This window comes from Jeotgalibacillus sp. JSM ZJ347, assembly GCF_044383825.1.
Lineage (GTDB): Bacteria > Bacillota > Bacilli > Bacillales > Jeotgalibacillaceae > Jeotgalibacillus.
Genome location: NZ_JBISEN010000003.1, coordinates 260,984 through 282,384 on the forward strand (window position 1 = coordinate 260,984; position 21,401 = coordinate 282,384).

The window sequence follows — 21,401 nt, forward strand, 5'->3', positions numbered from 1 at the left end:
TAATTTTTTTATTATATAAGAGGTTTCGAGTTATAGGTATAATGACACAATATCCGGAACAGAGGCCAAAATCTCCTGGACCACAATGTTTATTTCAGGAACATTGATAATAATTTTATGAACCTCACACGTAATCTCCTGAACGAACAACCCCCAGTTTCCCAACTGCACCCCACTAAGTGCTAAAATAAATCCAACAACCCGAAAGCAGGTGACGGTATGGAGAAGGAGATTCAGATTGCGGAGGCTTCGATTCAGGAGAAAGAACATGAGGCGCGGGGGCATCACTGGTATCCGCGAATTCATGTGGCGCCGCGGGTGTATTGGATGAATGATCCGAATGGTTTTTCTTATTTTAATGGCGAGTATCATTTGTTTTATCAGCATCACCCGTTTTCACCGGAGTGGGGGCCGATGCACTGGGGGCATGTGGTGAGCAGAGACCTGGTGATCTGGGAGCACCTCCCTGTGGCGCTTGCGCCGAGTTTGTCTGATGATGCGGATGGCTGTTTTTCAGGCAGCGCGATTGAGGTGGATGGTAAGCTGATTGCGATGTATACGGGAAACGTGTGGACGGGACCGGATCATGATACCGACCTGAAGCAGGTGCAGATGGTTGCGGAAAGCAATGACGGCATTCATTTTACGAAATGGGAGAAGCCTGTGATCAGTGAAGCGCCTGAGGGTGATGTTCATCCGTTTCATTTCAGGGATCCGAAGGTTTGGAAGCGTGAGGGTACATATTATTGTGTGCTTGGTTCAAGAACGAAGGATCACATAGGACAAGTGCTTCTTTACAAATCTGATGATCTTATAAGCTGGGATTTCGTAGCGGTTTCAGCCAAGAAAGAAGGGAATGGCGGATTTATGTGGGAGTGTCCGGACTTCTTTCATTTAGGCGAAAAAGATGTGCTGGTCATGTCACCGCAGGGCGTGAAGCCTGAAGGTAACAAATTTCATAATCTCCATCAGGCGGTGTATGTGCTTGGGGAGCTGGATTATGAGACGGGGCAATTTACACACGGAGAGTTTCATATGCTGGATGCAGGATTTGATTTTTACGCGCCGCAGACACTTGAGGATCAGGAGGGCAGGCGCGTGATGATCGGCTGGATGGATATGTGGGAGAGTGAGATGCCGACGCAGGCGCATGGGTTCTGCGGTGCGATGACGATTCCACGCGTGCTTGTACCTGACGGTGAACGTCTCCTTGTTCAGCCATTGCCGGAGCTTGCTGAGCTGAGAAAAGAGGCAGTGTACGTTGAAAATGAAACCATTTCAGCTAAACAAACGTTTGATTCAGTCAGCGGCACAAGCCTTGAGATGAAGCTTGAAGTCAATGTGAAGGATGCAGACGCTTTTAATGTAAACTTCCGTTGCGGCAATGTTGAGAAAACGGTTCTCAGCTGGTCGAGAGAGGAATCTGCAATCACGCTCGACCGTAGTGCATCCGGTGCGGGTGTCACCGGCATGAGATCAGTAGAAGTAAAGGAGCAGGATCGTTTAACACTACACTTGTTCCTTGATCAGTCTTCTGCTGAGATCTTTATTAATCATGGCGAGGCTGTGATGACAGCCCGTATTTATCCGGAAGAAACGTCGGATGGCATTGAGTTTGAAGTAGAGGGTGAGGCTGTAATTGAGCGGCTTTGGAAGTGGGATTTAAATTCAGCTTTTTCATCTAAAGGAGGAATTTAATTGTTATCTATTAACCCCGAAAACCAATCAGAACGCGATAACTATAAGCTCTTAACAGGCGGGATTATTCCCCGCCCGATCGCATTTGTGACAACTGAATCTGAAACAGGTGTTTTGAATGCAGCACCGTTTAGTTATTTTAATATTGTATCTGCTGACCCGCCTATGATCTCAGTGTCCATTCAGCGAAAAGAAGGCGAGCAGAAGGATACAGCGCGGAACGCTGAATTTAAAAAAGAGTTTGTTGTTCATATTGTGGATGAATCCAACGTCGAAAAGGTGAATCAGACATCAGCGAATCTGCCGGCTGATGAGAGTGAAGTTGAGCTGGCAGGACTAACGCCTGTTGAGAGTGAAATGGTGAGTGTGCCTGGCTTGAAGGAATCCAGGTTCAGAATGGAATGCGTGCTCGAGCAGAACGTTCAGCTTGGCGGGAATGATGGAAAGCCTGCTGCAGACTTATTGATTGGACGGATTGTGCGGTTTCATATTGATGAGGCGATTTATGAAAAGGGACGCATTCATGCAGATGAGCTGAAGGCGGTGAGCAGGCTCGCCGGCAGTCATTACGCGAAGCTGGGTGAGATGTTTTCGCTGGAGAGACCGAAATAGTAGTGTTTATCATGACCGGGGAGCGGGGATGCTTTCCGGTTTTTTGTGTTTTGTGAAAAGGGTAATGTATGGGTCATATTACCCTAAGTGACGAACATACGCGTTTGAGTGTTGAACAGGGACCGCTGAGTGTCGAAACAAGTTTGTTAAGTGTCGAACCACAACGTCTAAACGCCGAACAATACATGTTTTGCGTTGAACCCCCTACACTAGTCAATTAACCAACACTACTAAAAGTAAAATCAACTTTACAAAATGACAAGTCTACTTTACAATCTAACTAACATATTTTGGAGGAGATCAAATGGCGATTAAAAATCGGGTGAAAGAGCTCCGAGCGCGGGATGGTATGACGCAGGGAGACCTCGCCAAAAGGATTGGTGTAACAAGGCAGACGATTGTGTCGCTTGAAAAGGGGAGCTACACGCCTTCGCTTCTGCTGGCTTTAAATATTGCAGAAGTATTTGGTGAAGCAGTGGAGTCTATTTTTACAAAGGAGGAAGGTCAGTGAGGCGGGTATTAATCGAGACGATATGCAGTGTGATTTTTTATGTGTTGGTAGCGGTCGCCGTAAGCAGTACGATTCATACGATGAAGGAAATTGATGAAGGGTATAAGGCGATTGCTGTTGATGATGTATTCGGCAAGACTGTTGGTGTGTCATCAGTTATGTCAATTGGTTTAAATGGAATTACTTTTGAAGGATATCAGGAAGTAACGAATATGGAAACAGGTCAAACCGAAACTGATACAGTCAGCGTCACCATGAATACGATTCCGTGGATCCTCCTATTTGCTTTTGCGATTCCATGGATGGTCTACAGCTTTAAAACACGTGACCGCTCCAAATCGTTTCATGTATTTGCGATGGATATGACGGAATTTCAAGAGTCGGATGAGCGTGAAGTTCAGATTACGCGGAGTGCAACGAAGTCAGCTTATAAGTCAGTTGGAATAGCTGTTCCGCTTTTAATTGTGGCAATGATTCTTAATCCATTCCTTCTGGACATTATGCCTGCTTATCCTGTCTACTTGCTTGTGAGTGCAATCATCATTCCAACCCTTGTATACGGGGTTGTTTGGATAAGAGAATACAAAAGGTAAAAAGTTTAGCTTGGTTGCTTAGGAAGAAGGAGTTTTGATAAAAAACTAGAATGTATAAAGTAAACACGTTTGAAAGGATTGAGTCGATATGATCCACATCAAGCATTCACTGATTGGCGAACAAACGATACAAGATCTGGCTCATGATTATGATCTTCCTGATGTAACAGAATGTCTGTTTTTAGCACGTGGTCTGAACGATACGTATGTGCTGAAAACGAATGAGGACAATTATATTTTCCGTGTCTACCGTAAAGGATGGCGTGAAGAAGATGCGATTTTATTTGAGCTTGAAGCAATTGAATTCGCGCAGCATGAAGGGATTCATTCCTCCGTTCCGGTTAAACGGAAGGACGGGCAGTATTTAACGAAAATTGAAGCACCTGAAGGCACGCGCTATGGCGTCATGTTCACTTATTCAAAAGGAGAGCGGCCTGAGATTACAGAAGAAAACAGCGGAAGAATCGGCCGTGCGCTTGCAAATCTGCACAATGCTACTGATAAGTTTAAACCCGCTTACAGCAGAGGATACGAACTGAATATCAATCATTTGCTGAAAGCGCCTGTTGCAATTATTATGAAGCGTCTCGGCCATGCGCTGACGGAGGAGCAGGAAACGCTTTTACATGAAGCGGTCAGTAAGGTCAAAGAAGTGGCTGAAAACAAAGAACTTTCTTATGGATTCTGCCACGGGGATTTCCATAACTTTAACTTCCATTTACATGATGGTACGCTCGAGGCTTTCGATTATGACTGTTGCGGTGTTGGTTACCGCGCTTATGACATCGCCGTGTTCTGGTGGAACCTGAAAAACAATTATCCACAGCAGGAAAAAACATGCTGGCGCTCATTTTTAAATGGGTATGAAAGTGTGCGGAAGATAGAAGAAGCAGATAAACAAGCACTTCCTTATTTTGTAGCGGCCCGCAGGATCTGGTTTATGGGCGTACTGGCGGCAAACGAAGATGTTTGGGGACGCGCCTGGATTAATGAGCAGAATATGAATCACTTTTTCGGTCAGCTTGCGGCGGATGTGAGAGGGTTTAAGAGTGAATAGATGAAAACCCGCTGGATGGGCCAGCGGGTTTTCATTTTACATAGGGATGGTTGCGGGATAGGTCTATTTACACTATTCTAAGAAACTTCTCGATTTTTCTAAGAAGTATCCCATTTTTTCTCCGAACGAGCCATGTTTTTCTAAGAACATACTCCACGTTTCTACGAACAACACGACTTTTTCTCCGAACCAAACCGAACCAAACCAATCCAATCATCACTTCTTCAACAACAGCCACACAAAATAAGGAGCACCAATAATCGCCACAATCACGCCCGCCGGAACACCGCCGGGCTCGACAATATTACGGCCGATCGTATCAGCGACAAGCAGCAGCCATCCGCCGATCAGCATCGCAAGCGGAATAAACAGCTGATTACGCGGACCAACAAGTGATTTCGCAATGTGAGGTGCCATCAGACCGACAAAAGCGATACCCCCGGTGACTGATACAGCAGCTGCAGCAAGTGCCACAGCAGCGAGCATCAAAATAATCCGGTCCTTATTCACTCCAACCCCCACGCCAATCGCGACAGGCTCGCTCAAATTAAGAATGTTAAGCTTCTGCGCACTGAACAATACAAATGGAATCAGCACAAGGAGCCATGGTAACATCGCCCACACAAACGGCCAGTCAGTTCCCCATACACTCCCGGCGAGCCAAGAAGCAATAAAGTCTACTTTTTCACGGTCAGTAGAAGAAATCAGGACAACCATCAGACCTGAGAGCGCCATGGAAAATCCAACCCCGACCAGAATGAGACGAATTGGCTGAAGGCCTGTACTTTTTTCGTAAGCAAATAAATAAATCAGTACAGCTGTAATTAATGCACCTGCAAATGCAACGGCAGGAATCATATAGGCAAATGAATCTGCTTCAAGCGGTGCATACAAAAAGAACACAGCAACTGCAGCACCGGCGCCTGAGTTAATGCCGATAATACCCGGGTCAGCAAGGTCGTTACGCGTGATACTTTGTAACACTGAACCTGAAACCGCAAGCGCCATACCTGCAAGCAGTGTGATCAGCATACGCGGCAGTCTCAACTCGAATAACACAAACTCATCCTTGAACTCACCCTGACCAAGCAGAGTAGGAATGATGCGGCTGTAAGAAACCGATGAATAGCCGAAGCCGATACTGACAATCATCGTCAGCACCACAATCGCAATAAACGTGACCATTAGTATTCTTTGTTTTTTCAAAAGCTGCGGATCAATCATGCTGACATCGACACTCCTTTCCTTACAACATATAAGAAGAAAGGAAGCCCAAGCATTGCAACAATTGCAGCAACAGGCGTTTCAAATGGCGCATTAATCAGCCGGCCGAATGTATCAGCAAACAGCATGAATGCGCCGCCAATCAGTACGCACATCGGTAAAATAAAACGGTAATCCGTTCCGACAATGGCGCGCACAATATGAGGGACAAGCAGCCCTGCAAATGCAATATTACCTGCCAGCGCAACAGCAGATCCCGCAAGGAGAACAGTCAGTACAAAAAACACCGCTTTTACCTGACCTGTTTTAGAGCCGAGCCCGACAGCGACTTCCTCACTCAGACTCAGGATCGTCAGCTGCTTTGAAAATAAAATCGCAGCCACAATCCCGCCCGCAGCAATCGGAATGAGCAGTTCAAGCTGTGTCCATGTTGTCCCGATCAGTCCTCCGGCGGTCCACTGGGCAACATTTTGGGATAGTCTGAATGTCAGCGCAATCCCTTCTGAAATCGCAAAGAGAAATGCTGATACAGCCGCACCTGCAAGAACAACACGGATCGGTGAGAAGCCGCCGCGTTTCAGCGAAGCGATCCCAAATACCAATCCAGCTCCAACAGCTGCCCCGATAAAGCAGGAAATAATAATCCCCATGTAATTAATTCCTGGAATAAAGGCAAATGCAACTGCAAGCGCAGCATTCGCACCTGCCGTCAATCCAAGTATACCTGGGTCAGCCAGCGGGTTTCTCGTCATCCCCTGCATAATTGCACCTGATACAGCTAGTGAAGCGCCAACGACAACTGCAGCAACCTCACGCGGGAAGCGGATTTCAATTAAAACAAGGGAAGTAGCACTCCGGTCTCCTGTAAAAGCAGCCCGAAATACATCCCGAAGTGTTGTATCGGCTGCACCAAATGTAACAGCCACTGTAAACATCACAATCAGAAATATCCCTGCGATGATAAATCTAAGTCCAATCGACTTTTTCCTGTCCATCTCATTCACTCATTTCATGCGAAAAAAGGCTGCAGCATCTGCAGCCTTTTCCGGTCATTCGTTACCTAAGAAGTTTTCCTCGAAAAATTTCAGCTGATATTCAAGCGTAATCGGATCGTTAAAGTAGAACTTTTCAGCATCTGCTACAAACTCATTGCCGTTTTGCACAGCAGGAATGTTTTTGTACGTTTCTGTTTCCATAAATGAGTTATCAGCATCAGCAACGCGGCTGACAATCAGATAATCACCGACAAATTCAGGCAGTACTTCTGAAGATAACGTATAGTATCCAGGCTCAAGCGCTTCTTCTTTAACCTTTTCAGGCATATTCAGACCCATTTCCTGATACAGAATTTCTGTACCGCGTGCCCAGTTATCGCCAAATACATAAAGCTGCTTATCAAAGTTTTCGATGACAGTGACTGTTGCATCTTCACCGATTTCAGCTTTGATTTCTTCACCCGTTTCAGCAGCACGCTGCTTGAAGTCTTCAACCCATTCAGTTGCTTCTTCTTCTTTATTCAGTACTTTCCCGATCTCGATATGCTGATCAAGGTAGGTGTTTGCACCATAAGTAAATGTCACAGTGGGCGCGATTTCACTGATTTGATCAAGATTTGGTTCACTTGCAAGTCCAATGATCAGGTCAGGATCAAGCTCAATGATTTTCTCAATATTATCAGCAGATACTTCTTCAGCGTCTCCAAAGTCATAGTTTGGACTTGATGCCGACCAAGAGTCCACGCCCACAATGTCGTCATCAAGGTGAAGGACGTTTCCTGCATATGTGGATAAAACGACGATTCTTTCAGGATCAGCCGGTACTTCTACAGGTCCGTTTTCAGATTCATACGTAATCATTTCTTCAGATGAAGAACCTTCAGCAGACTCTGTGTTGTCAGTAGCTGATTCTTCGTCAGAACCGCAGGCTGCAAGTGCAAGTGCTGCGATTGTAAATGGTAAAAGTGTTTTTTTGAAGTTTTTCATGATGATTCTCCTTTATTGGTTCACTGCGATTTTCTCAGCAGTTTTCACTAAGTTATAAGTCATACACATTGGTTTATTTGTCACGGGATCGCGGCCGATTGTAGCATCTATATTGAATACTTTTCTCAGAACATCCGGCTGCATGATTTCTTCACATGTACCGGTCTTAACAATCTCTCCATCTTTCAGTGCAATCAGGTAATCTGCAAACCGTGCTGCCTGATTCAGGTCATGCAGGACCATAATGATCGTGCGTCCCTGTTCCGCGTTCAGTCTCTTCAGCAGTTCAAGCACTTCAAGCTGGTGGGCCATATCCAGATAAGTCGTCGGCTCATCGAGGAAAATAATATCCGTTTCCTGAGCAAGTGCCATCGCAATCCATACACGCTGTCGCTGACCGCCTGAAAGGGAATCGACTGCACGGTGCTTGAATTCTATGGTGTCTGTGACTTCAAGTGCCCAGTTCACGATCTCGATATCACGCTTTGTTAATCTTCCAAGACCCTTTTGATGGGGGAAACGTCCGTATGAAACAAGTTCTCCTGCAGTTAATCCAGCAGCGCTTTCAGGTGTCTGTGGGAGAATCGCCATTTTCTTCGCCAGCTCTTTTGTACTTTCTTCTGAGATTGGCTTCCCATCAAGAATGGCGTTTCCTGACTGGTGACTGATGATGCGTGTCATGGCTTTTAACAGTGTGGATTTACCACAGCCATTTGCACCAATAATGGTTGTGATTTTCTGATCAGGAATCTGTATGCTTAATTCTTTTACAATCGTCTTTTCACCGTATCCAATAGATAAATCTTCTGTATATAGACGCATGATTGAAGGCCTCCCAGTCGTTGCGTGTGATAATGATTCTCACTATCAATAATTCCAACTATAGTCACCTGAATTAAAATTGTCAATGTCACTTTTGTGAAGTATATGCTACAATAATCAGAGAATTATAAATGAGAATGAGAATCATTTGCTTATATAACAACGTTCACGGGAGATTTCAACTTGAAAATCAGGAGTGAAGATCATGGAGAAAAAAATATTTGACGTGACAATTATCGGTGGAGGTCCCGCTGGATTATACTCAGCTTTTTACAGCGGTCTGCGCGGAATGACAGCGAAAATTCTTGAATATCAGCCGCATTTAGGCGGAAAAGTTAATGTGTATCCGGAGAAGATGATCTGGGATGCAGGCGGCATGCCGCCTGTTACCGGTGCGAAAATGGTTAAACAGATGGTTGAGCAGGGGCTCACTTTTAACCCGGAAGTTTACTTGAATGAAAAGGTTGAATCCATTCATAAAAATGAGAGCGGTCACTTCGTTGTCAATGCTGCGAGTGGAAATGTACATATTTCTAAAACAGTGATCGTAGCGGTAGGAAGCGGAATCCTGAATCCTCAAAAGCTTCAGATTGAAGGGGCAGAGCGATTTGAAGTATCAAATCTTCACTATACTGTGCAGTCACTGAAGAAATTCAAGGATAAAACGGTCCTGATCTCAGGTGGAGGAAATACAGCCATTGACTGGGCGAATGAGCTCGAGCCTGTAGCAAAGAAAGTATATATCACGCACCGCAGTTGTAACTTTAAAGGACATGAATCACAAATCGGTCAGCTGATGAACAGCACCGCTGAATGTCTTTTAAACACGCAGATCACAAAGCTTCATGCTAATGAGACGCATGATGCGATTGACCGTGTAGAGCTGACACACAGCATTACAAATGAAGCGAGCTCACTTGAAGTGGATGATGTCATTATCAATCACGGCTATGAGATTGATGCTTCACTCATTAAAAACAGTGAACTGCCAATTGAGATGGTTGATGATTATTTCATTAAAACTGAATCTGGCGGGGGTTCAAGTGTGCCGGGTCTTTATGCTGCGGGGGATATTTCAAAACATGACGGCAAACTGAATCTGCTGATGGGTGCTTTTCATGATGCGGCAAATGCTGTGAATCAGGCGAAGCGCTATATTACGCCTGACGCAGGGGCAGCTGCAATGGTATCTTCACATAATGATGTGTTTAAGGAAAAGAACCGTGAACTGGTTAAGAATATATAAGGTAACGAAGGGCTGGGACATATTTATTGTTCCGGCCCCTTTTTTAAATAGCCTTTAAAAATGTTCTTATCTACAATCAGAGGATGCAAAACACGAATAACTGACTCATCCACATGTGGATGAAGTAAACCATTTTCATCTGTTATTCAAGGGTTTTTCAGTGGATATGTGCATAAGGTATGTGAATAACTGTATGATGTGTGGGTAACATCATTCGTCTGAATTCAACATTTTCCAGAGAAGCTGCTATTACAAATGAAAACCGCCTGAAAAGCGAATAGCTTTCAGGCGGTTTTTATTTATATACTGTTATTTTTCGTAATGCCGGAATCGTCACGCACGAGACCTTTCGTTTTTGCTTCATGCAACTGATGTTTTAGCAGAGGATCATCGTGCTCATGGTTATTATAGTTGTCTTTATCGTCTTTTCCTGTCATCTTACTCAACACATCTTTGACTTTCTCACCGAAATCCTGATGCTTGTTTTCCATTGTGAAACACTCCTTAGGATTTTGCTTTTCATTTACCCGCTGAGCGGTTCGACAAACATTTGTCACATTTGAAATGAAGTAAAACATCGTTGTCGCTTTTTGTTATGATAAAGAAAAATTGATCGGAGCATATTGTATGAAATTAAAAAAGAGGGAAGCCGCGGCGGTTATGATCAAAGACAAATTTCCGCATCTGTTGTGTTCTGTATGCGGTGAAAAGCTTGGTGTGGAAGAAATGACGCTGATCTGCAAAAGCAATCATCAGTTTGATATTGCAAAAAACGGCTCGATTCACCTGTTAACGAAAAATCTAAAAACGAAATATACGAAGGATCTGTTTGAGGCACGGCAATATCTAATGAATGAGGCGGCGTTTTTTAAGCCTGCAATTGATGAAGTCATAAAGTATTTGAGCATTCAAAAGCGCGGCGTCATTCTTGATGCGGGCTGTGGTGAAGGGACTCATCTGGCTCAAGTAATTGAGTCATTAGAAGGCTTTACGGGAGTTGGAATTGATCTGGCCAAAGACGGAATCCAGGCAGCAGCACGTTTTTATGAACAGGTTCTGTGGATTACTTCTGACCTGGCAAAAGCGCCGGTGGAAAGCGAATCTGTAGATTTCATTCTGAATATTTTATCCCCGGCAAATTACCGCGAGTTCGCCCGGCTGTTAAAAGATGATGGAGAAGTGATTAAAATTGTCCCTCGTTCAGGCTATTTGAAAGAACTGCGCCATCATTATTTTGGCAGTGGATATGAAAATGAGGAGACAGTTTCAGCTTTTTACGAGCAGTTTGATGTAAAAGAAAAGGTTACTGTAACCTTCGTCCAGTCGCTTAACCAGCAGGCGATCGAAGCGCTTGTTCATATGACGCCACTCAGCTGGCGTGCAGATCCTGAAAAAGTGTCATCGTTTAAAGCTTTGAAACGCACAGATATGACGCTGGACGTGGATATACTGATCGGGAGAAAAAAGTGAAATAAATCCAAACCTTGAACAATTGCAGGAGACAGCACTACTACAAGCGATTCTGTGTCATACTGTATCTATCTGAAAAAGCCGATTGAAAAGGAGCGTCAACATTGTCATTTGTGATCCGTTTTGTGATTTACACAGTCATTTATTTTGTATTCTCAGCGCTATGGGACCTTGCGCTTGCTGATCAGATTAACTGGGGGCCAAACGCAGTCCAGTCTGTGATGTTTGGATTCTTCTTTACGATGTTAATGTGGTACTTCGAGCTTAAAAGACGTAAGAAGGAGCAGTAATGAAAAAGCGCGCAATGTGCGTCTTCATTTTTGTGTTCAGTCTGCTTGGCATTTTTGATCTGATTCAAAATGGAGAAGTATTATTTCCTGTGAACATTGTGGCAGCTGCAGTTTTCGCATTTGCCTATTACCTGCTCTGGACGAAAATGGGCTGGTATAAAGCACCCGGAAAAAATAAAAGAACCTGAGACGACTTATCCGTTTCAGGTTGTTTTTGTGTCCAGCTCTAGGCGCTAGCTCCTCGGGTCATAAGCCACGCATCGGTAAACGGGAAAGGTCACCCGTTTTCCGCTCCGCGTCTTATGCCCGTCGTAGCTGAACGAGCGCCTTCCGCTTTTCTGTATTTAGCTATTACCCGCTTCTGTTAATCCGTGAATGGACTGGATGACTGCCTCAAGCTTGGCTTCAATTCTGTGCAGCAGATACAGCGTCACAATGATTGGGAAGCCCACGTCACTGATAAAAGAAATCCATTGCTCCATTCCCTCAACTCCTTTCAGTAAAAGAAAAAACGATCAGCCCGGAAGCTGACCGCCTTTTTAAAATTAAACGCCTAATTCAACTGCTTCAACGCCCCGTGATACAACGCGTGCACTTTTAATCCCAGTAAGTGCGCCGGTTGGCGAGATAAACAGGTTTTCATCAATGACCGTCTGCATCACAGCCTGAACAGTTGCAGGATCGATTGGTTCAATGGGAGTGTCGACTGTAAGAGAGGCATTTCCACCCTCAGAAGTCAGAAAGATCAGTTCCAGTGTTTTATTCATATCAATTTCTCCTTTCTAAAATGATTTGGGTATTAAAGTGTGACTGCTCCTGTTTCTACGTGCCCGATCTCGATAAGCGGATAGCTTGATAGAGAAGCGAGTGCAACTGAAGTGTTATACATTTGTTCTGCTGAAGCACTCAGGCGGATTCTGCTGTACGTTTTGCGCTTTGTAAATGGCTTGCCTGCTTCTGTCAGTCCTGCGTCAAACAATAAGCGGATTCTGATATCATCTGTTTTTACGTTTGCCATGCTGATCACCTCCTTTCACTCACTAGATCGTAAGTGGGAGGAAGAAGGGATACCCTTTAGATATAAATAATCAAGTTAAACGAATAGTGATGATAGATATCTAAAAGAAGATCAGTTCATATCCGACTGAGGCACGGTGAACCGATAAAAGAGCTGAAACATTTTATCTCTCAGCTCTTTTATCATTTCTGAAGTTTTAATTTTGGCAGTGAAGTGTCTCTACATGTATAATAAAAATTTAAGCAAAAGATAGGGTGAGGTTAATGAAATTAACTTTATATACAGATTACTCTTTACGCGTACTGATCTATCTTGGTGCGAAAGAAGAGGGGGAACTTTCAAATATTCAGGAGATTGCAGATGCTTATCAGATCTCGAAAAATCACCTGATGAAAGTGACACATGAGCTCGGCAAGCTTGGACTCATTGAAACAACCAGGGGTAGAAAAGGTGGAATCCGACTTGCTAAAAAACCTGAAGAGATTAATGTAGGAAAAGTTGTCAGAAAAACTGAAGATCATTTTGAACTGGTTGAGTGTTTTCAGCCCGGAGGAGGTCATTGTGTGATTTCCCCTGTGTGCGGACTGAAACACGCGCTTGCTAAAGCATTGCAGGCCTACTTACAGGTGCTTGATGCCTATACACTTGCTGATCTGGTACGCAATCCATCAGAGCTCCGTAGCCTGTTTCAAAACGAAGAGCAAACAAAGTCTTAACCGAAGACTTTGTTTTTTTATATTTAAAATAGACAAATCGGGCGGAGTTTTTTATGATAAAGAGGGAATAGGAATAAAGATTTATTATAAAAAATAAGCCTATTATCACAAAAGTGAGGTTACATCTATGTTGTCATTTAAAAGAAAAGAAGCTCTTCTTTACAAAGCGCCAATGGCTTATCCAGAAAAAACAGAGATTGTTAATATAAGACGAGAATTACAAGACAGATTGTTTTATATGGGGTTCAAGCAGGAACATGTAGAAAACCTGCAGGAGCTTAGTCCGGTGATCACATCTATTCTGGATGATATTTTGGAAACGGTCCTTGACCATCTAATGAAAAGTCCTGAGATGGCTAAAATCGCTTCAGAATCGTCTACTCGCGAAAGACTGAAAAAGGTTTTTGCTGATTATTTCAGAAGTTTATTGAGCGGGAAGCTTGATGATCAATATTTTGCGATGCGTAAAAGAATGGGGGAAACCCATAACCGATTTAATGTGCCGGTGACATGGTTTCTCGCAACTTACTCTTCGTTTCAGACACTGCTGATTCCAAAAGTAGTAGAACAGCTTCAAAAAGACCCGGAGGAACTGCAGAAATCCCTTTTAGCGATTACACATGTCATGAATCTTGATGCACAGCTTGTTACAGAACACTATATGACGATCAGAATGAATGAATTAGAAGAAGCAAATCAGAAAAATGAGCAGCTCCAGACTGAAATTGCATCAGTCAGTCAGGAGGTTGCGGCTTCAGTAACGCAGGCTGAACACACAGTAATCAGAACGAGTGAGAGTGCTGCGCAAATTCTAGAAGAAACCGGCCAGACAGAAAAGTCGAGCAAAAACCTGGTTGGACTCGCGAAAGAAAATGAGAAATTAATGAATGAAATGGAAGTGCAATTCGTTCAGTCAGCTGAAAAAGTGGGCATGTCTGTTGAAGGGATGAACCATTTAAAGCAAACGTCTGAAGAGATCATCAAAATGACACAGGGAATCGAGGCTATAGCTGATCAGACGAACCTGTTAGCATTGAATGCTTCAATTGAAGCGGCAAGAGCCGGTGAGCACGGAAAAGGCTTTGCTGTTGTAGCAAGTGAAGTCAGAAATCTTGCTGAAAACGCAAAAGCACTGAGCGGACAGATCAATGGTCTGATTGACCAGAGCAATAAAGGAATCCAATCACTAGTCGTACAGATGAAAGAATTAAATGAAGAAAACCAGGCTTCACAGGAGAATGTTAAACGGGTCAAAACCGGCTTAACGACTTTCCAGATGGAGATGGAAAACTACCTCGACATGTTTGGACGAAATAAAAGAGACCTTGAAACCATCGTGACATCTATACAGGAAATCAACGAAACAACCAGCGGCCTTTCACGTGCAACAGAACAGCTTGTTAAGAAGGCAGAGCTTAAATAAAATACTTAATTTATAGCATCCTATTTGAGTGAGGCACAGCCAAACTTTTAAAAGACTGAGACGTAATTGTCACGGTCTTTTTTATTATAGTCCATTGTTTTTAGCACAGCTGGGATTGAAGCGTAGGGCGGTGGCTCGCAGGAAGGGACAGGTGAGACGAAGCACGGCCTGCTGGCTCACCGCCCGGCCGCGGAAAGCATCTGCCCCCTATTGTTAGTAACTGGATGTCTCCGGGTATACATATAAGATCTGACGAATTAAAGGAGAGCGATTTTATGGGAAACAACAGACCAGTCGTTGCACTGACAGGCGCCACGGGTTACATAGGCGGAAATCTGCTTGAGCAGATACAAAAAAAAGCTGATGTGATTGCCCTTTCGAGAAGCGGGGATGACAAAGAAAATACAGAGCAAGTTACCTGGCGCTCAGCAGACTTCTTTTCGATGAAAGATGCAGAACAGGCGCTTGAGGGAGCAGATTATGCGATATACCTGATCCACTCAATGAAGCCCTCTGCAAAGTTAACACAGGCTAAATTCGAAGACATGGACCTGATTTTAGCAGACAATTTTGCACGCGCAGCAAAAAAGCAGGGTGTAAAACAGATTATCTATTTAAGTGGCATTGTTCCGCAGAATGAAGAGCGCAATAAGCTGAGCCGTCATTTACGCAGCCGGCTTGAAGTGGAAAAAGTGCTGAGAGCATATGGAACACCTGTCACGACTATCAGGGCAGGGCTGATTGTCGGACCAAAAGGGTCATCATTCCCGATTCTGTCCAAACTTGCAAAAAGGCTTCCCTTCATGCTACTGCCAAAGTGGACAAGAACGAAAACGCACCCGATCGCGCTGAAAGATGTCGTCGGGTCATTAAGCAAGAGTGTTGGAAACGAAGAAGTAAAAAATCGATCAATTGATGTCGGCGGACCGGAAGTTATGACGTATAAAGAGATGATGATTCAGACTGCTGAAGTGTTAGGCAAGAAACCGAGAGTGGTGGATGTTCCATTCATGACAGTGAACTTATCACGTTTGTGGGTCATGCTGGTGACGGGCGCTTCAAAGGAAATGGTCTATCCGCTGGTTGAAAGTCTGCAGCATGCAATGGTTGCAAAGAATAAGGTTGAAGGAATCAGTGAAGGAACTATTACTTTCAAAGAAGCCGCAAAAACAGCTTTGAAAGAAGACGAGGAATCTTCTGGGGCACCGGACTATCTAAAGCCTAATCCAACCGGGAAAGATGTACGTTCTGTGCAGCGGGTGATGCTGCCTGAAGGGAAGAATGCTGAATGGGCCGGCGAGGAATATATGGACTGGCTGGCGACATTGGCAAAGCCACTACTTTGGACAAAGGTTGATTCTCACAAAAAAGGTCAGGTATTTCTGATCAGCAAAAACAAACCGCTGCTTGAGCTGTCATTTGCACCGGATGAAAGTGATCAGTTCAGGTCACTCTATAAGATAACAGGCGGACGATTCGCTTCTGTACGAGAAAACAGCCGCGGCAGAATCGAATTCAGGCAAATTCCTGATACGCAGGAATGTATCATTGCCATTCACGAATATGAGCCCGCCATGCCATGGTTCATTTATAAATATACGCAGGCAAACGTCCATTTAGTCGTCATGTATTTATTTAAAAAGCATTTGGAAAAGCTGATGGAAAGCGAGCGGCATCATGAAGGGGCCGGCGCTGAAAAAGAAGTGGTGGAAGCGTAGGAGGGATTCATATGTTGAAGCAGGGCTGGAAGCTGATTCTGCTTGTCATCTCAATTTTCTTCTTTTTTCTGGCAGCAGTCAGTCTGTTATTTACAGGTGCAGGAGAGAGTGCATGGATATTCGGAGGATTCTCAACGAATATCCTGCTGAGTATTGCACTGTTTTTCATGGTGTTATATATTGCTGCCAGATTTAGAAGAAAAGATTAACATGAAGCTGCAGTAATACGATCTGCAGCTTTCATTGCACCAATAACATTTCTTGATGAAGGACCAAGCTCCAGCTCAGCAAGAGGTCCTGAAACAAATAAATGGTCGCACCATTCAAGGTGCTGATTCACAAGAGGGAACCCGCAGTGCGCGCACTGAAGGTTCTCTCTTTTAATGAGATCAGCTAAAAAGCCGGCAGACATCACATCAGGAGCAAATCCCGTGGCGAAATAGACCGTTTTGACCTCCAGCTGTTTTCCGGATTGTGCGGTCAATGTAAACTGATTATTTTTATATTCCACGTGACTAATTTTATCAATATAAAGGTGATAGGATCCCTTTTTCCTCAGATGATGCAGTTTTTGATTCAGTTCGGCTGGAATGGACCCTTTATGCCTTGCCTGCTGGATCGTCCGCCGCTTCTCTTGTGCACTCAATCTGCTGAAGCCATCCATGTATTTCGGACCAAGCCAGCCCGGGTCACTGTCAAAGTCATGAACTCTGTATGCGTGTCTGGTTACTTGTGTAACCTGTCCGGGGTATTGTTTTGAAAGCTTGATTGTCAGGTGGGCAGCGCTGATTCCGCCTCCAATCACTGCGATCGGACCGACTGGTGCGGCTTTTTTGTCATCAAATACGTGAGAGACCTGTGAAGGTGCCATTCTTTTTGCTAAGTAACCCCATTCAGGAAAAAATATCCGCCGGTTAACGCCTGTTGCGACCACCAGGTTTTTTGTATGAAAACGATCTCCCTGTTCTGTCTCGATTATCCAATGATCTTTTTCTCTCATGGCACTGCTGATTAAACCGGTGTGCCAGCTTTCGCGTAGTCCGGACTCTTGTATGACATGATCACAATGTTCGTTAAACAGATAAAGTGACGGACGGCTGTACGCTCCATAAAAATCAGTTTCAGTTCCTGCCCGTTTTCCATATTGCTTCAAGCTGAAAGGCTTTATATCCAAATGATGAACACCCGGGGAGCGCAGGTAGGGCATATCAATAAATGCTGTACGTTCTTTCCACTCAGCAAGCGGCTCAGGGTGAGGGTCAATGATTTTTAATTGATCCGGTCTTATGATGTTTTGTTTTAAAAGGTGCGCTGCGATCGTACAACCGTGTATACCGCCACCTGCAATCAGCCATTCGTACATGTTCTCACCTCTATACAGTCAACAGAAAGTACTGTGAAGAGACAGCACCCGGCTGTCTTTTGACAGGTGTCTTTTCTTCCCATTTCAGACGCTGTAATTTCTTATTGATCTCTTGATCGATATAAATTTCTATCTTTTTCATACGCATCATGACCTGCTCGAATGTCAGGTTAAATTGTGCGGCAGCAAGCGTATGCGGAGAGTGCTGTACAAGCTTTTGAAGAAACTCTTCTTTGGTTTCGCATTGAGCAGCAATTTCCTCTTCCGCCTCGGTGACAAATCTATATAATGATTGGTCAAAAGGTGGCAGTGCGCGCACACAATCTCTTTCCAGGATCTCCAGTAAATAAGGGTTCATCAGACAATCTCCTTACCAGCTTGATTTTTTAACGCCAGGCACCTGACCTTTATGGGCATACTCACGAAAAGCAATTCTGGACATTTTGAACTTTCTCATAAACCCACGTGGGCGCCCTGTTACTTCGCAGCGATTCTTCAGTCTTGAAGGAGCTGAATCCTTCGGCAGCTTTGCAAGTGCCGCGTAGTCACCCGCTTCTTTTAATTCCTTTCTCTTCTCTGCATACTTCTCAACAAGCGCTTGACGCTTTTTTTCTTTTACAACTTTTGATTTCTTAGCCATTTATAAAAACTCCTTTTTTAAATCGTAACGATTACGTTTTATAAATGTTAGTTAATCATATACTGAAAATGAATGCAAGCACAAAAAACCCTTTTTAAAAAAAGGACAGAAGAGTTTATAGGCTGATGACAAAATAAATCGCGAATAGAATGGCTACAATCAAAACGAAAATTCCGAGCAGAATGACTGTATAGCGTGAGGAATGAAACGATTGATTATTAATGGATTTAGCATTTTTAAAATATGAAATCATTGCGAGAACAATCGTAAGAATACCGAGAAAGACTGAAAAGAAGCCGATGAAGTTAATGAAAAGGTCTGTATTGTAAGTGCCGGATGACTCGATCGTGTAATGGAGGTTTGTTACGAGAAACCCGATTCCTATTAAAGCGATCGCAGTTCTTATCCAGGCAAGCATTGTCCGCTCATTGGCAAGGTGCTGCTGTATCAGATTTTTTTCTATATCATGATCCTTTTTCACGGAACCACCCCTTTAGTATATGCTCAGTCATTAAGATTCCCTTTTCTGCAATATTAAAAACAAATGCCCCTGCCAAAAGTGACAGGAGCATTCATTATCCCTCGTGTTTCATAAACGCAAGAAGCGCAAAGAGGAAAAAGCTGGCGAGCAGTGTGACACCGCCACCGATATACACAATAAAGTAAAATGACTGCGGTGCATCAAAAATATCCAGGATCATCCCAGAAGTTAATCCGATTGTACCGATAATCGCTGTATACACATGAGCAGTTGCCAGCTTTTTTGAAAGAGGCTTAAACAGCCGGTAGTAAACTGCCCATGAGAATAATGACAGCCAGCCAACCACAAGTATATGGGCGTGAGCTGCTCTGAAAGCATAATCATATGACCCTGCCATATGTCCGCCAATCCCTGCACCGATTAATCCGAAGATTGCTGCTGTTTTCAACAGTAAATTACTGTGCTTTTTATGCATATGGATCCTCTCCTTTTCATACATATTCCCTCTCTCATTTTATCGGGTTACAAGGGGATCTACCACTTTACAATATGACAATTGAGAGACAGATTAATGATCAGACAATTTTTTTAGAGAAAAAGTGATCCATTTTAAAACCTGCTGCGTTTACTGTACGTGATTAAATTTTATTCAGTTCATTTTTCAGTGAAAGGGGGTGAGTGCGTGCGTAAGTGGTGCATGGCTTTATCCGTGATGACAGGGCTGTTTTTATTACCGGCATCTGCGTCAGCTGAAGGATTGTTATCAGATGTGACCAATAGTCTGACAGGGGAAGACAGTAAAACTGAAGAACAGGAAGAGACGTCTTCTTTGCTCGGGGAAACTGTTTCTTCTGTTGTCGGCACTGTTGATGAGGTCACTAAACCTGTTACAAAGACAGTCGAAGAAACTGTTCCTGATGTAAAAGTGGATGCCGGGATTGCAGAAGTGGATACATCAGATGGTGTGAAAGTGTCAACACCTGTCGCAGAAGCGAAAGTAACTTCTGAAGGCGGGATTGAAGCGGACACTTCAGTGGCAGATGCAAAACTGTCTGCTGATGAAGGTGTTAAGGTAGATACGCCTATAGCAGAGGCTTCAGTGTCAACGGAGCTTGAGGTTGAAGCAGATACGCCCGTTGCTGAAGCAAAAATTTCTGCAAATGAAGGTGTGGAAGTAGATACACCTGTCTCAGAAGCTTCAGTGTCGCCTGATCTTGAAGTCGAAGCAGATACACCTGTTGCGGATGCGAAAGTTTCCGTGAAAGAAGGTGTTGAAGTGGATACGCCGGTTGCAGAAGTAAATGTATCTGATAAAGACGGTATTGAGGTAAGTACCCCGGTTGTTGAAGCAGATCTCTCAGATGATGAAGACGTAAAAGCGCCGGATACTCCGGCAGAAGCTGTTGTGTCTACACCGGATACTGAAGAGATCAGTACAACTCTTCCGGATTCTTCTGTAACTGTTCAGGAAGAGTCATCAGATACTGTTCAAAACAATAAACCGGAAGAAATTGCTGAAAAAACAGTGATTCCTGCTGCTGAGAAAACTGAGCGTCCTGTAGCAGTTGAGACAGTATTTAATTCAGAGTCAAAAGCGTTCACTGAAGGTCCATCTCAACAAGAGCAGAGTGAAGAAAGTTCAAATGTTCCTGATCAGGAATCTAATACAATCGTTCCTAATCATGCAACAGTAACACCTTCACCGTCATTCAGTGGAGGATCATCTCAGGGACCTGCCGGTAATGCGGGCGGTGGTGCGACATCAGCGCCAGCTGCAGTACTGTTTGATCAGGAAAGCTTTTATGAAATAAACGAAGTCAGCTCATATGCAAGCGAAAGGCTTTTATTTGACCAATGGCTGAATGCTCCGCCGACTCAGCCGCCGAAATTCTCTTCTTTTTTCGCAAATAACATTTAAAAAAACGAAAAAAGAGGAGAGTATAAAACATGAAAAATACAGTTAAAGCATTTACAATCGCAGGTACAGTAGCATTTGGACTTTTAGTTGGTGGACAAGCAGGACAGGCAGAAGATCGTGATGGACTGCTTGGCGGCAATCTGCTCGATGATGTGTCAATTCTTGAGTCTGAGGATGGCTCGCTGTCAGTCCTTAATGATATTGGTCTGACAGGATCTTCAGATGATGGAGAAGAACTTCAAACGGAAGGTAACGCTGAAACAGATGCCAACCTTGAAGTTCAAAGCTCAAATGACGAGGAAAATGTTTCAACTGAAGCAGATGTTTCAAATGACGTGAATACTGAAACAACTGTAAATGAAGATGAAGTAGCAGCGAATGCAGATGCACAGACAGAAGCTTCGGTAGGCGTAACAGCTGAAGGAGCAGAAGAAAGTGCAGAAGTAATGGCGGATGCTTCAAACGATGTGAACACAGATGTAGTGGTAAACGAAGATGAAGTAGCAGCGAATGCAGATGCACAGACAGACGCATCAGTAGGTGTAACAGCTGAAGGAGCAGAAGAAAGTGCAGAAGTAATGGCGGATGCTTCAAACGATGTGAACACAGATGTAGTGGT

28 protein-coding genes are annotated in these 21,401 nt (G+C 43.9%); 15 read left to right on the forward strand and 13 right to left on the reverse strand.

Annotated elements, in window-relative coordinates; genetic code table 11:
* Positions 1-219 precede the first annotated feature (219 nt).
* From ACH6CZ_RS12425 to ACH6CZ_RS12445, 5 genes are all read left to right on the forward strand, one after another.
* A complete protein-coding gene (locus ACH6CZ_RS12425; protein ID WP_374097770.1) occupies positions 220-1,698 on the forward strand; it encodes a glycoside hydrolase family 32 protein in 1,479 nt (492 codons plus the stop codon).
* Positions 1,699-2,310, forward strand: coding sequence for a flavin reductase family protein (locus ACH6CZ_RS12430; protein ID WP_374097771.1), 612 nt, complete (start codon positions 1,699-1,701; stop codon positions 2,308-2,310).
* Positions 2,311-2,614: 304 nt separating this feature from the next.
* Positions 2,615-2,821: a helix-turn-helix transcriptional regulator gene (locus ACH6CZ_RS12435; protein ID WP_374097772.1), complete on the forward strand. Its 207-nt coding sequence runs from the start codon at positions 2,615-2,617 to the stop codon at positions 2,819-2,821.
* Complete coding sequence (locus ACH6CZ_RS12440; RefSeq protein WP_374097773.1) at positions 2,818-3,414, forward strand: hypothetical protein; 597 nt, start codon at positions 2,818-2,820, stop codon at positions 3,412-3,414. Before ACH6CZ_RS12435 ends, ACH6CZ_RS12440 begins: the two co-directional genes overlap by 4 nt.
* A gap of 88 nt (positions 3,415-3,502) precedes the next feature.
* Positions 3,503-4,471, forward strand: a complete 969-nt coding sequence (locus ACH6CZ_RS12445) for a phosphotransferase (protein ID WP_374097774.1) — start codon at positions 3,503-3,505, stop codon at positions 4,469-4,471.
* 216 nt (positions 4,472-4,687) lie between these two features.
* Here the strand turns inward: ACH6CZ_RS12445 and ACH6CZ_RS12450 are convergent, their stop codons facing one another.
* Genes ACH6CZ_RS12450 through ACH6CZ_RS12465 form a run of 4 tightly spaced genes read right to left on the reverse strand, consistent with a single transcriptional unit; the run spans position 4,688 to position 8,502 of the window.
* On the reverse strand, positions 4,688-5,695 hold the full coding sequence (locus ACH6CZ_RS12450) for a FecCD family ABC transporter permease (protein ID WP_374097775.1): 1,008 nt from the start codon (positions 5,693-5,695) through the stop codon (positions 4,688-4,690).
* On the reverse strand, positions 5,692-6,690 hold the full coding sequence (locus ACH6CZ_RS12455) for a FecCD family ABC transporter permease (protein WP_374097776.1): 999 nt from the start codon (positions 6,688-6,690) through the stop codon (positions 5,692-5,694). The genes ACH6CZ_RS12450 and ACH6CZ_RS12455 overlap by 4 nt, the downstream gene beginning before the upstream one ends.
* Before the next feature lie 54 nt (positions 6,691-6,744).
* Entirely contained in the window at positions 6,745-7,677 is a 933-nt protein-coding gene (locus ACH6CZ_RS12460; RefSeq protein ID WP_374097777.1) for an iron-hydroxamate ABC transporter substrate-binding protein, read from the reverse strand.
* A 12-nt stretch (positions 7,678-7,689) separates the two neighbouring features.
* Positions 7,690-8,502 (reverse strand): ABC transporter ATP-binding protein, encoded by an 813-nt coding sequence (locus tag ACH6CZ_RS12465; protein WP_374097813.1) that lies wholly within the window; start codon positions 8,500-8,502, stop codon positions 7,690-7,692.
* A gap of 202 nt (positions 8,503-8,704) precedes the next feature.
* Between ACH6CZ_RS12465 and ACH6CZ_RS12470 the strand changes: the two genes are divergently transcribed.
* Positions 8,705-9,745: an NAD(P)/FAD-dependent oxidoreductase gene (locus tag ACH6CZ_RS12470; protein ID WP_374097778.1), complete on the forward strand. Its 1,041-nt coding sequence runs from the start codon at positions 8,705-8,707 to the stop codon at positions 9,743-9,745.
* A 299-nt stretch (positions 9,746-10,044) separates the two neighbouring features.
* Here ACH6CZ_RS12470 and ACH6CZ_RS12475 read toward each other — a convergent pair whose 3' ends face one another.
* Positions 10,045-10,236 carry a hypothetical protein gene (locus tag ACH6CZ_RS12475; RefSeq protein WP_374097779.1) on the reverse strand — a complete coding sequence of 64 codons (192 nt, stop codon included), beginning with the start codon at positions 10,234-10,236 and terminating at the stop codon, positions 10,045-10,047.
* A gap of 136 nt (positions 10,237-10,372) precedes the next feature.
* Between ACH6CZ_RS12475 and ACH6CZ_RS12480 the strand changes: the two genes are divergently transcribed.
* The 3 genes from ACH6CZ_RS12480 to ACH6CZ_RS12490 all read left to right on the forward strand — a co-directional run bounded on the left by ACH6CZ_RS12480 (position 10,373) and on the right by ACH6CZ_RS12490 (position 11,693).
* The gene (locus tag ACH6CZ_RS12480; RefSeq protein ID WP_374097780.1) at positions 10,373-11,215 is read left to right on the forward strand and encodes a methyltransferase domain-containing protein; all 843 of its coding nucleotides are present in this window, start codon (positions 10,373-10,375) and stop codon (positions 11,213-11,215) included.
* A 104-nt stretch (positions 11,216-11,319) separates the two neighbouring features.
* Entirely contained in the window at positions 11,320-11,505 is a 186-nt protein-coding gene (locus tag ACH6CZ_RS12485; protein ID WP_374097781.1) for a hypothetical protein, read from the forward strand.
* A complete protein-coding gene (locus ACH6CZ_RS12490; protein WP_374097782.1) occupies positions 11,505-11,693 on the forward strand; it encodes a hypothetical protein in 189 nt (62 codons plus the stop codon). Before ACH6CZ_RS12485 ends, ACH6CZ_RS12490 begins: the two co-directional genes overlap by 1 nt.
* 156 nt (positions 11,694-11,849) lie before the next feature.
* On the opposite strand, the gene ACH6CZ_RS12495 is transcribed toward ACH6CZ_RS12490, so the two are convergent.
* The 3 genes from ACH6CZ_RS12495 to ACH6CZ_RS12505 all read right to left on the reverse strand — a co-directional run bounded on the left by ACH6CZ_RS12495 (position 11,850) and on the right by ACH6CZ_RS12505 (position 12,523).
* Positions 11,850-11,987, reverse strand: coding sequence for a YvrJ family protein (locus ACH6CZ_RS12495; protein WP_374097783.1), 138 nt, complete (start codon positions 11,985-11,987; stop codon positions 11,850-11,852).
* Positions 11,988-12,050: 63 nt separating this feature from the next.
* Positions 12,051-12,272 (reverse strand): DUF2922 domain-containing protein, encoded by a 222-nt coding sequence (locus ACH6CZ_RS12500; protein ID WP_374097784.1) that lies wholly within the window; start codon positions 12,270-12,272, stop codon positions 12,051-12,053.
* 32 nt (positions 12,273-12,304) lie between these two features.
* On the reverse strand, positions 12,305-12,523 hold the full coding sequence (locus ACH6CZ_RS12505; protein ID WP_374097785.1) for a DUF1659 domain-containing protein: 219 nt from the start codon (positions 12,521-12,523) through the stop codon (positions 12,305-12,307).
* Between the two features lie 263 nt (positions 12,524-12,786).
* On the opposite strand from ACH6CZ_RS12505, the gene ACH6CZ_RS12510 reads away from it, so the two are divergent.
* The 4 genes from ACH6CZ_RS12510 (at position 12,787) to ACH6CZ_RS12525 (ending at position 16,589) form a co-directional block, all read left to right on the forward strand.
* On the forward strand, positions 12,787-13,239 hold the full coding sequence (locus tag ACH6CZ_RS12510) for an RrF2 family transcriptional regulator (protein ID WP_374097786.1): 453 nt from the start codon (positions 12,787-12,789) through the stop codon (positions 13,237-13,239).
* A gap of 127 nt (positions 13,240-13,366) precedes the next feature.
* Positions 13,367-14,662 (forward strand): protoglobin domain-containing protein, encoded by a 1,296-nt coding sequence (locus ACH6CZ_RS12515; protein WP_374097787.1) that lies wholly within the window; start codon positions 13,367-13,369, stop codon positions 14,660-14,662.
* A 275-nt stretch (positions 14,663-14,937) separates the two neighbouring features.
* Positions 14,938-16,380 carry an NAD(P)H-binding protein gene (locus ACH6CZ_RS12520; RefSeq protein WP_374097788.1) on the forward strand — a complete coding sequence of 481 codons (1,443 nt, stop codon included), beginning with the start codon at positions 14,938-14,940 and terminating at the stop codon, positions 16,378-16,380.
* 11 nt (positions 16,381-16,391) lie between these two features.
* Positions 16,392-16,589: a hypothetical protein gene (locus tag ACH6CZ_RS12525; protein ID WP_374097789.1), complete on the forward strand. Its 198-nt coding sequence runs from the start codon at positions 16,392-16,394 to the stop codon at positions 16,587-16,589.
* Here ACH6CZ_RS12525 and ACH6CZ_RS12530 read toward each other — a convergent pair.
* From ACH6CZ_RS12530 to ACH6CZ_RS12550, 5 genes are all read right to left on the reverse strand, one after another.
* Entirely contained in the window at positions 16,586-17,743 is a 1,158-nt protein-coding gene (locus tag ACH6CZ_RS12530) for a SidA/IucD/PvdA family monooxygenase (RefSeq protein WP_374097790.1), read from the reverse strand. The genes ACH6CZ_RS12525 and ACH6CZ_RS12530 overlap by 4 nt on opposite strands.
* A gap of 10 nt (positions 17,744-17,753) precedes the next feature.
* Positions 17,754-18,101, reverse strand: coding sequence for a hypothetical protein (locus ACH6CZ_RS12535; RefSeq protein WP_374097791.1), 348 nt, complete (start codon positions 18,099-18,101; stop codon positions 17,754-17,756).
* A 12-nt stretch (positions 18,102-18,113) separates the two neighbouring features.
* The gene (rpsN, locus tag ACH6CZ_RS12540) at positions 18,114-18,383 is read right to left on the reverse strand and encodes a 30S ribosomal protein S14 (RefSeq protein WP_374097792.1); all 270 of its coding nucleotides are present in this window, start codon (positions 18,381-18,383) and stop codon (positions 18,114-18,116) included.
* A 115-nt stretch (positions 18,384-18,498) separates the two neighbouring features.
* Positions 18,499-18,864 (reverse strand): YidH family protein, encoded by a 366-nt coding sequence (locus ACH6CZ_RS12545; RefSeq protein WP_374097793.1) that lies wholly within the window; start codon positions 18,862-18,864, stop codon positions 18,499-18,501.
* 94 nt (positions 18,865-18,958) lie between these two features.
* The gene (locus ACH6CZ_RS12550) at positions 18,959-19,339 is read right to left on the reverse strand and encodes a hypothetical protein (RefSeq protein ID WP_374097794.1); all 381 of its coding nucleotides are present in this window, start codon (positions 19,337-19,339) and stop codon (positions 18,959-18,961) included.
* Between the two features lie 207 nt (positions 19,340-19,546).
* Here ACH6CZ_RS12550 and ACH6CZ_RS12555 point away from each other — a divergent pair, with 207 nt between their 5' ends.
* Complete coding sequence (locus tag ACH6CZ_RS12555) at positions 19,547-20,782, forward strand: hypothetical protein (protein WP_374097795.1); 1,236 nt, start codon at positions 19,547-19,549, stop codon at positions 20,780-20,782.
* A gap of 29 nt (positions 20,783-20,811) precedes the next feature.
* Positions 20,812-21,401 (forward strand): hypothetical protein (locus ACH6CZ_RS12560; protein ID WP_374097796.1); only part of this gene is annotated, 590 nt, incomplete at its 3' end.

What these genes read in the sequence shown, in the direction of transcription:
- ACH6CZ_RS12480 (WP_374097780.1), top strand. Translation starts at nt 10,373, where the DNA reads ATGAAATTAAAAAAGAGGGAAGCCGCGGCGGTTATGATCAAAGACAAA.
- ACH6CZ_RS12425 (WP_374097770.1), top strand. Translation starts at nt 220, where the DNA reads ATGGAGAAGGAGATTCAGATTGCGGAGGCTTCGATTCAGGAGAAAGAA.
- ACH6CZ_RS12510 (WP_374097786.1), top strand. Translation starts at nt 12,787, where the DNA reads ATGAAATTAACTTTATATACAGATTACTCTTTACGCGTACTGATCTAT.
- ACH6CZ_RS12550 (WP_374097794.1), bottom strand. Translation starts at nt 19,339, where the DNA reads ATGCATAAAAAGCACAGTAATTTACTGTTGAAAACAGCAGCAATCTTC.
- rpsN (WP_374097792.1), bottom strand. Translation starts at nt 18,383, where the DNA reads ATGGCTAAGAAATCAAAAGTTGTAAAAGAAAAAAAGCGTCAAGCGCTT.
- ACH6CZ_RS12505 (WP_374097785.1), bottom strand. Translation starts at nt 12,523, where the DNA reads ATGGCAAACGTAAAAACAGATGATATCAGAATCCGCTTATTGTTTGAC.
- ACH6CZ_RS12525 (WP_374097789.1), top strand. Translation starts at nt 16,392, where the DNA reads ATGTTGAAGCAGGGCTGGAAGCTGATTCTGCTTGTCATCTCAATTTTC.
- ACH6CZ_RS12455 (WP_374097776.1), bottom strand. Translation starts at nt 6,690, where the DNA reads ATGGACAGGAAAAAGTCGATTGGACTTAGATTTATCATCGCAGGGATA.
- ACH6CZ_RS12470 (WP_374097778.1), top strand. Translation starts at nt 8,705, where the DNA reads ATGGAGAAAAAAATATTTGACGTGACAATTATCGGTGGAGGTCCCGCT.
- ACH6CZ_RS12500 (WP_374097784.1), bottom strand. Translation starts at nt 12,272, where the DNA reads ATGAATAAAACACTGGAACTGATCTTTCTGACTTCTGAGGGTGGAAAT.
- ACH6CZ_RS12450 (WP_374097775.1), bottom strand. Translation starts at nt 5,695, where the DNA reads ATGATTGATCCGCAGCTTTTGAAAAAACAAAGAATACTAATGGTCACG.
- ACH6CZ_RS12445 (WP_374097774.1), top strand. Translation starts at nt 3,503, where the DNA reads ATGATCCACATCAAGCATTCACTGATTGGCGAACAAACGATACAAGAT.
- ACH6CZ_RS12495 (WP_374097783.1), bottom strand. Translation starts at nt 11,987, where the DNA reads ATGGAGCAATGGATTTCTTTTATCAGTGACGTGGGCTTCCCAATCATT.
- ACH6CZ_RS12530 (WP_374097790.1), bottom strand. Translation starts at nt 17,743, where the DNA reads ATGTACGAATGGCTGATTGCAGGTGGCGGTATACACGGTTGTACGATC.
- ACH6CZ_RS12535 (WP_374097791.1), bottom strand. Translation starts at nt 18,101, where the DNA reads ATGAACCCTTATTTACTGGAGATCCTGGAAAGAGATTGTGTGCGCGCA.
- ACH6CZ_RS12515 (WP_374097787.1), top strand. Translation starts at nt 13,367, where the DNA reads ATGTTGTCATTTAAAAGAAAAGAAGCTCTTCTTTACAAAGCGCCAATG.
- ACH6CZ_RS12490 (WP_374097782.1), top strand. Translation starts at nt 11,505, where the DNA reads ATGAAAAAGCGCGCAATGTGCGTCTTCATTTTTGTGTTCAGTCTGCTT.
- ACH6CZ_RS12475 (WP_374097779.1), bottom strand. Translation starts at nt 10,236, where the DNA reads ATGGAAAACAAGCATCAGGATTTCGGTGAGAAAGTCAAAGATGTGTTG.
- ACH6CZ_RS12520 (WP_374097788.1), top strand. Translation starts at nt 14,938, where the DNA reads ATGGGAAACAACAGACCAGTCGTTGCACTGACAGGCGCCACGGGTTAC.
- ACH6CZ_RS12460 (WP_374097777.1), bottom strand. Translation starts at nt 7,677, where the DNA reads ATGAAAAACTTCAAAAAAACACTTTTACCATTTACAATCGCAGCACTT.
- ACH6CZ_RS12435 (WP_374097772.1), top strand. Translation starts at nt 2,615, where the DNA reads ATGGCGATTAAAAATCGGGTGAAAGAGCTCCGAGCGCGGGATGGTATG.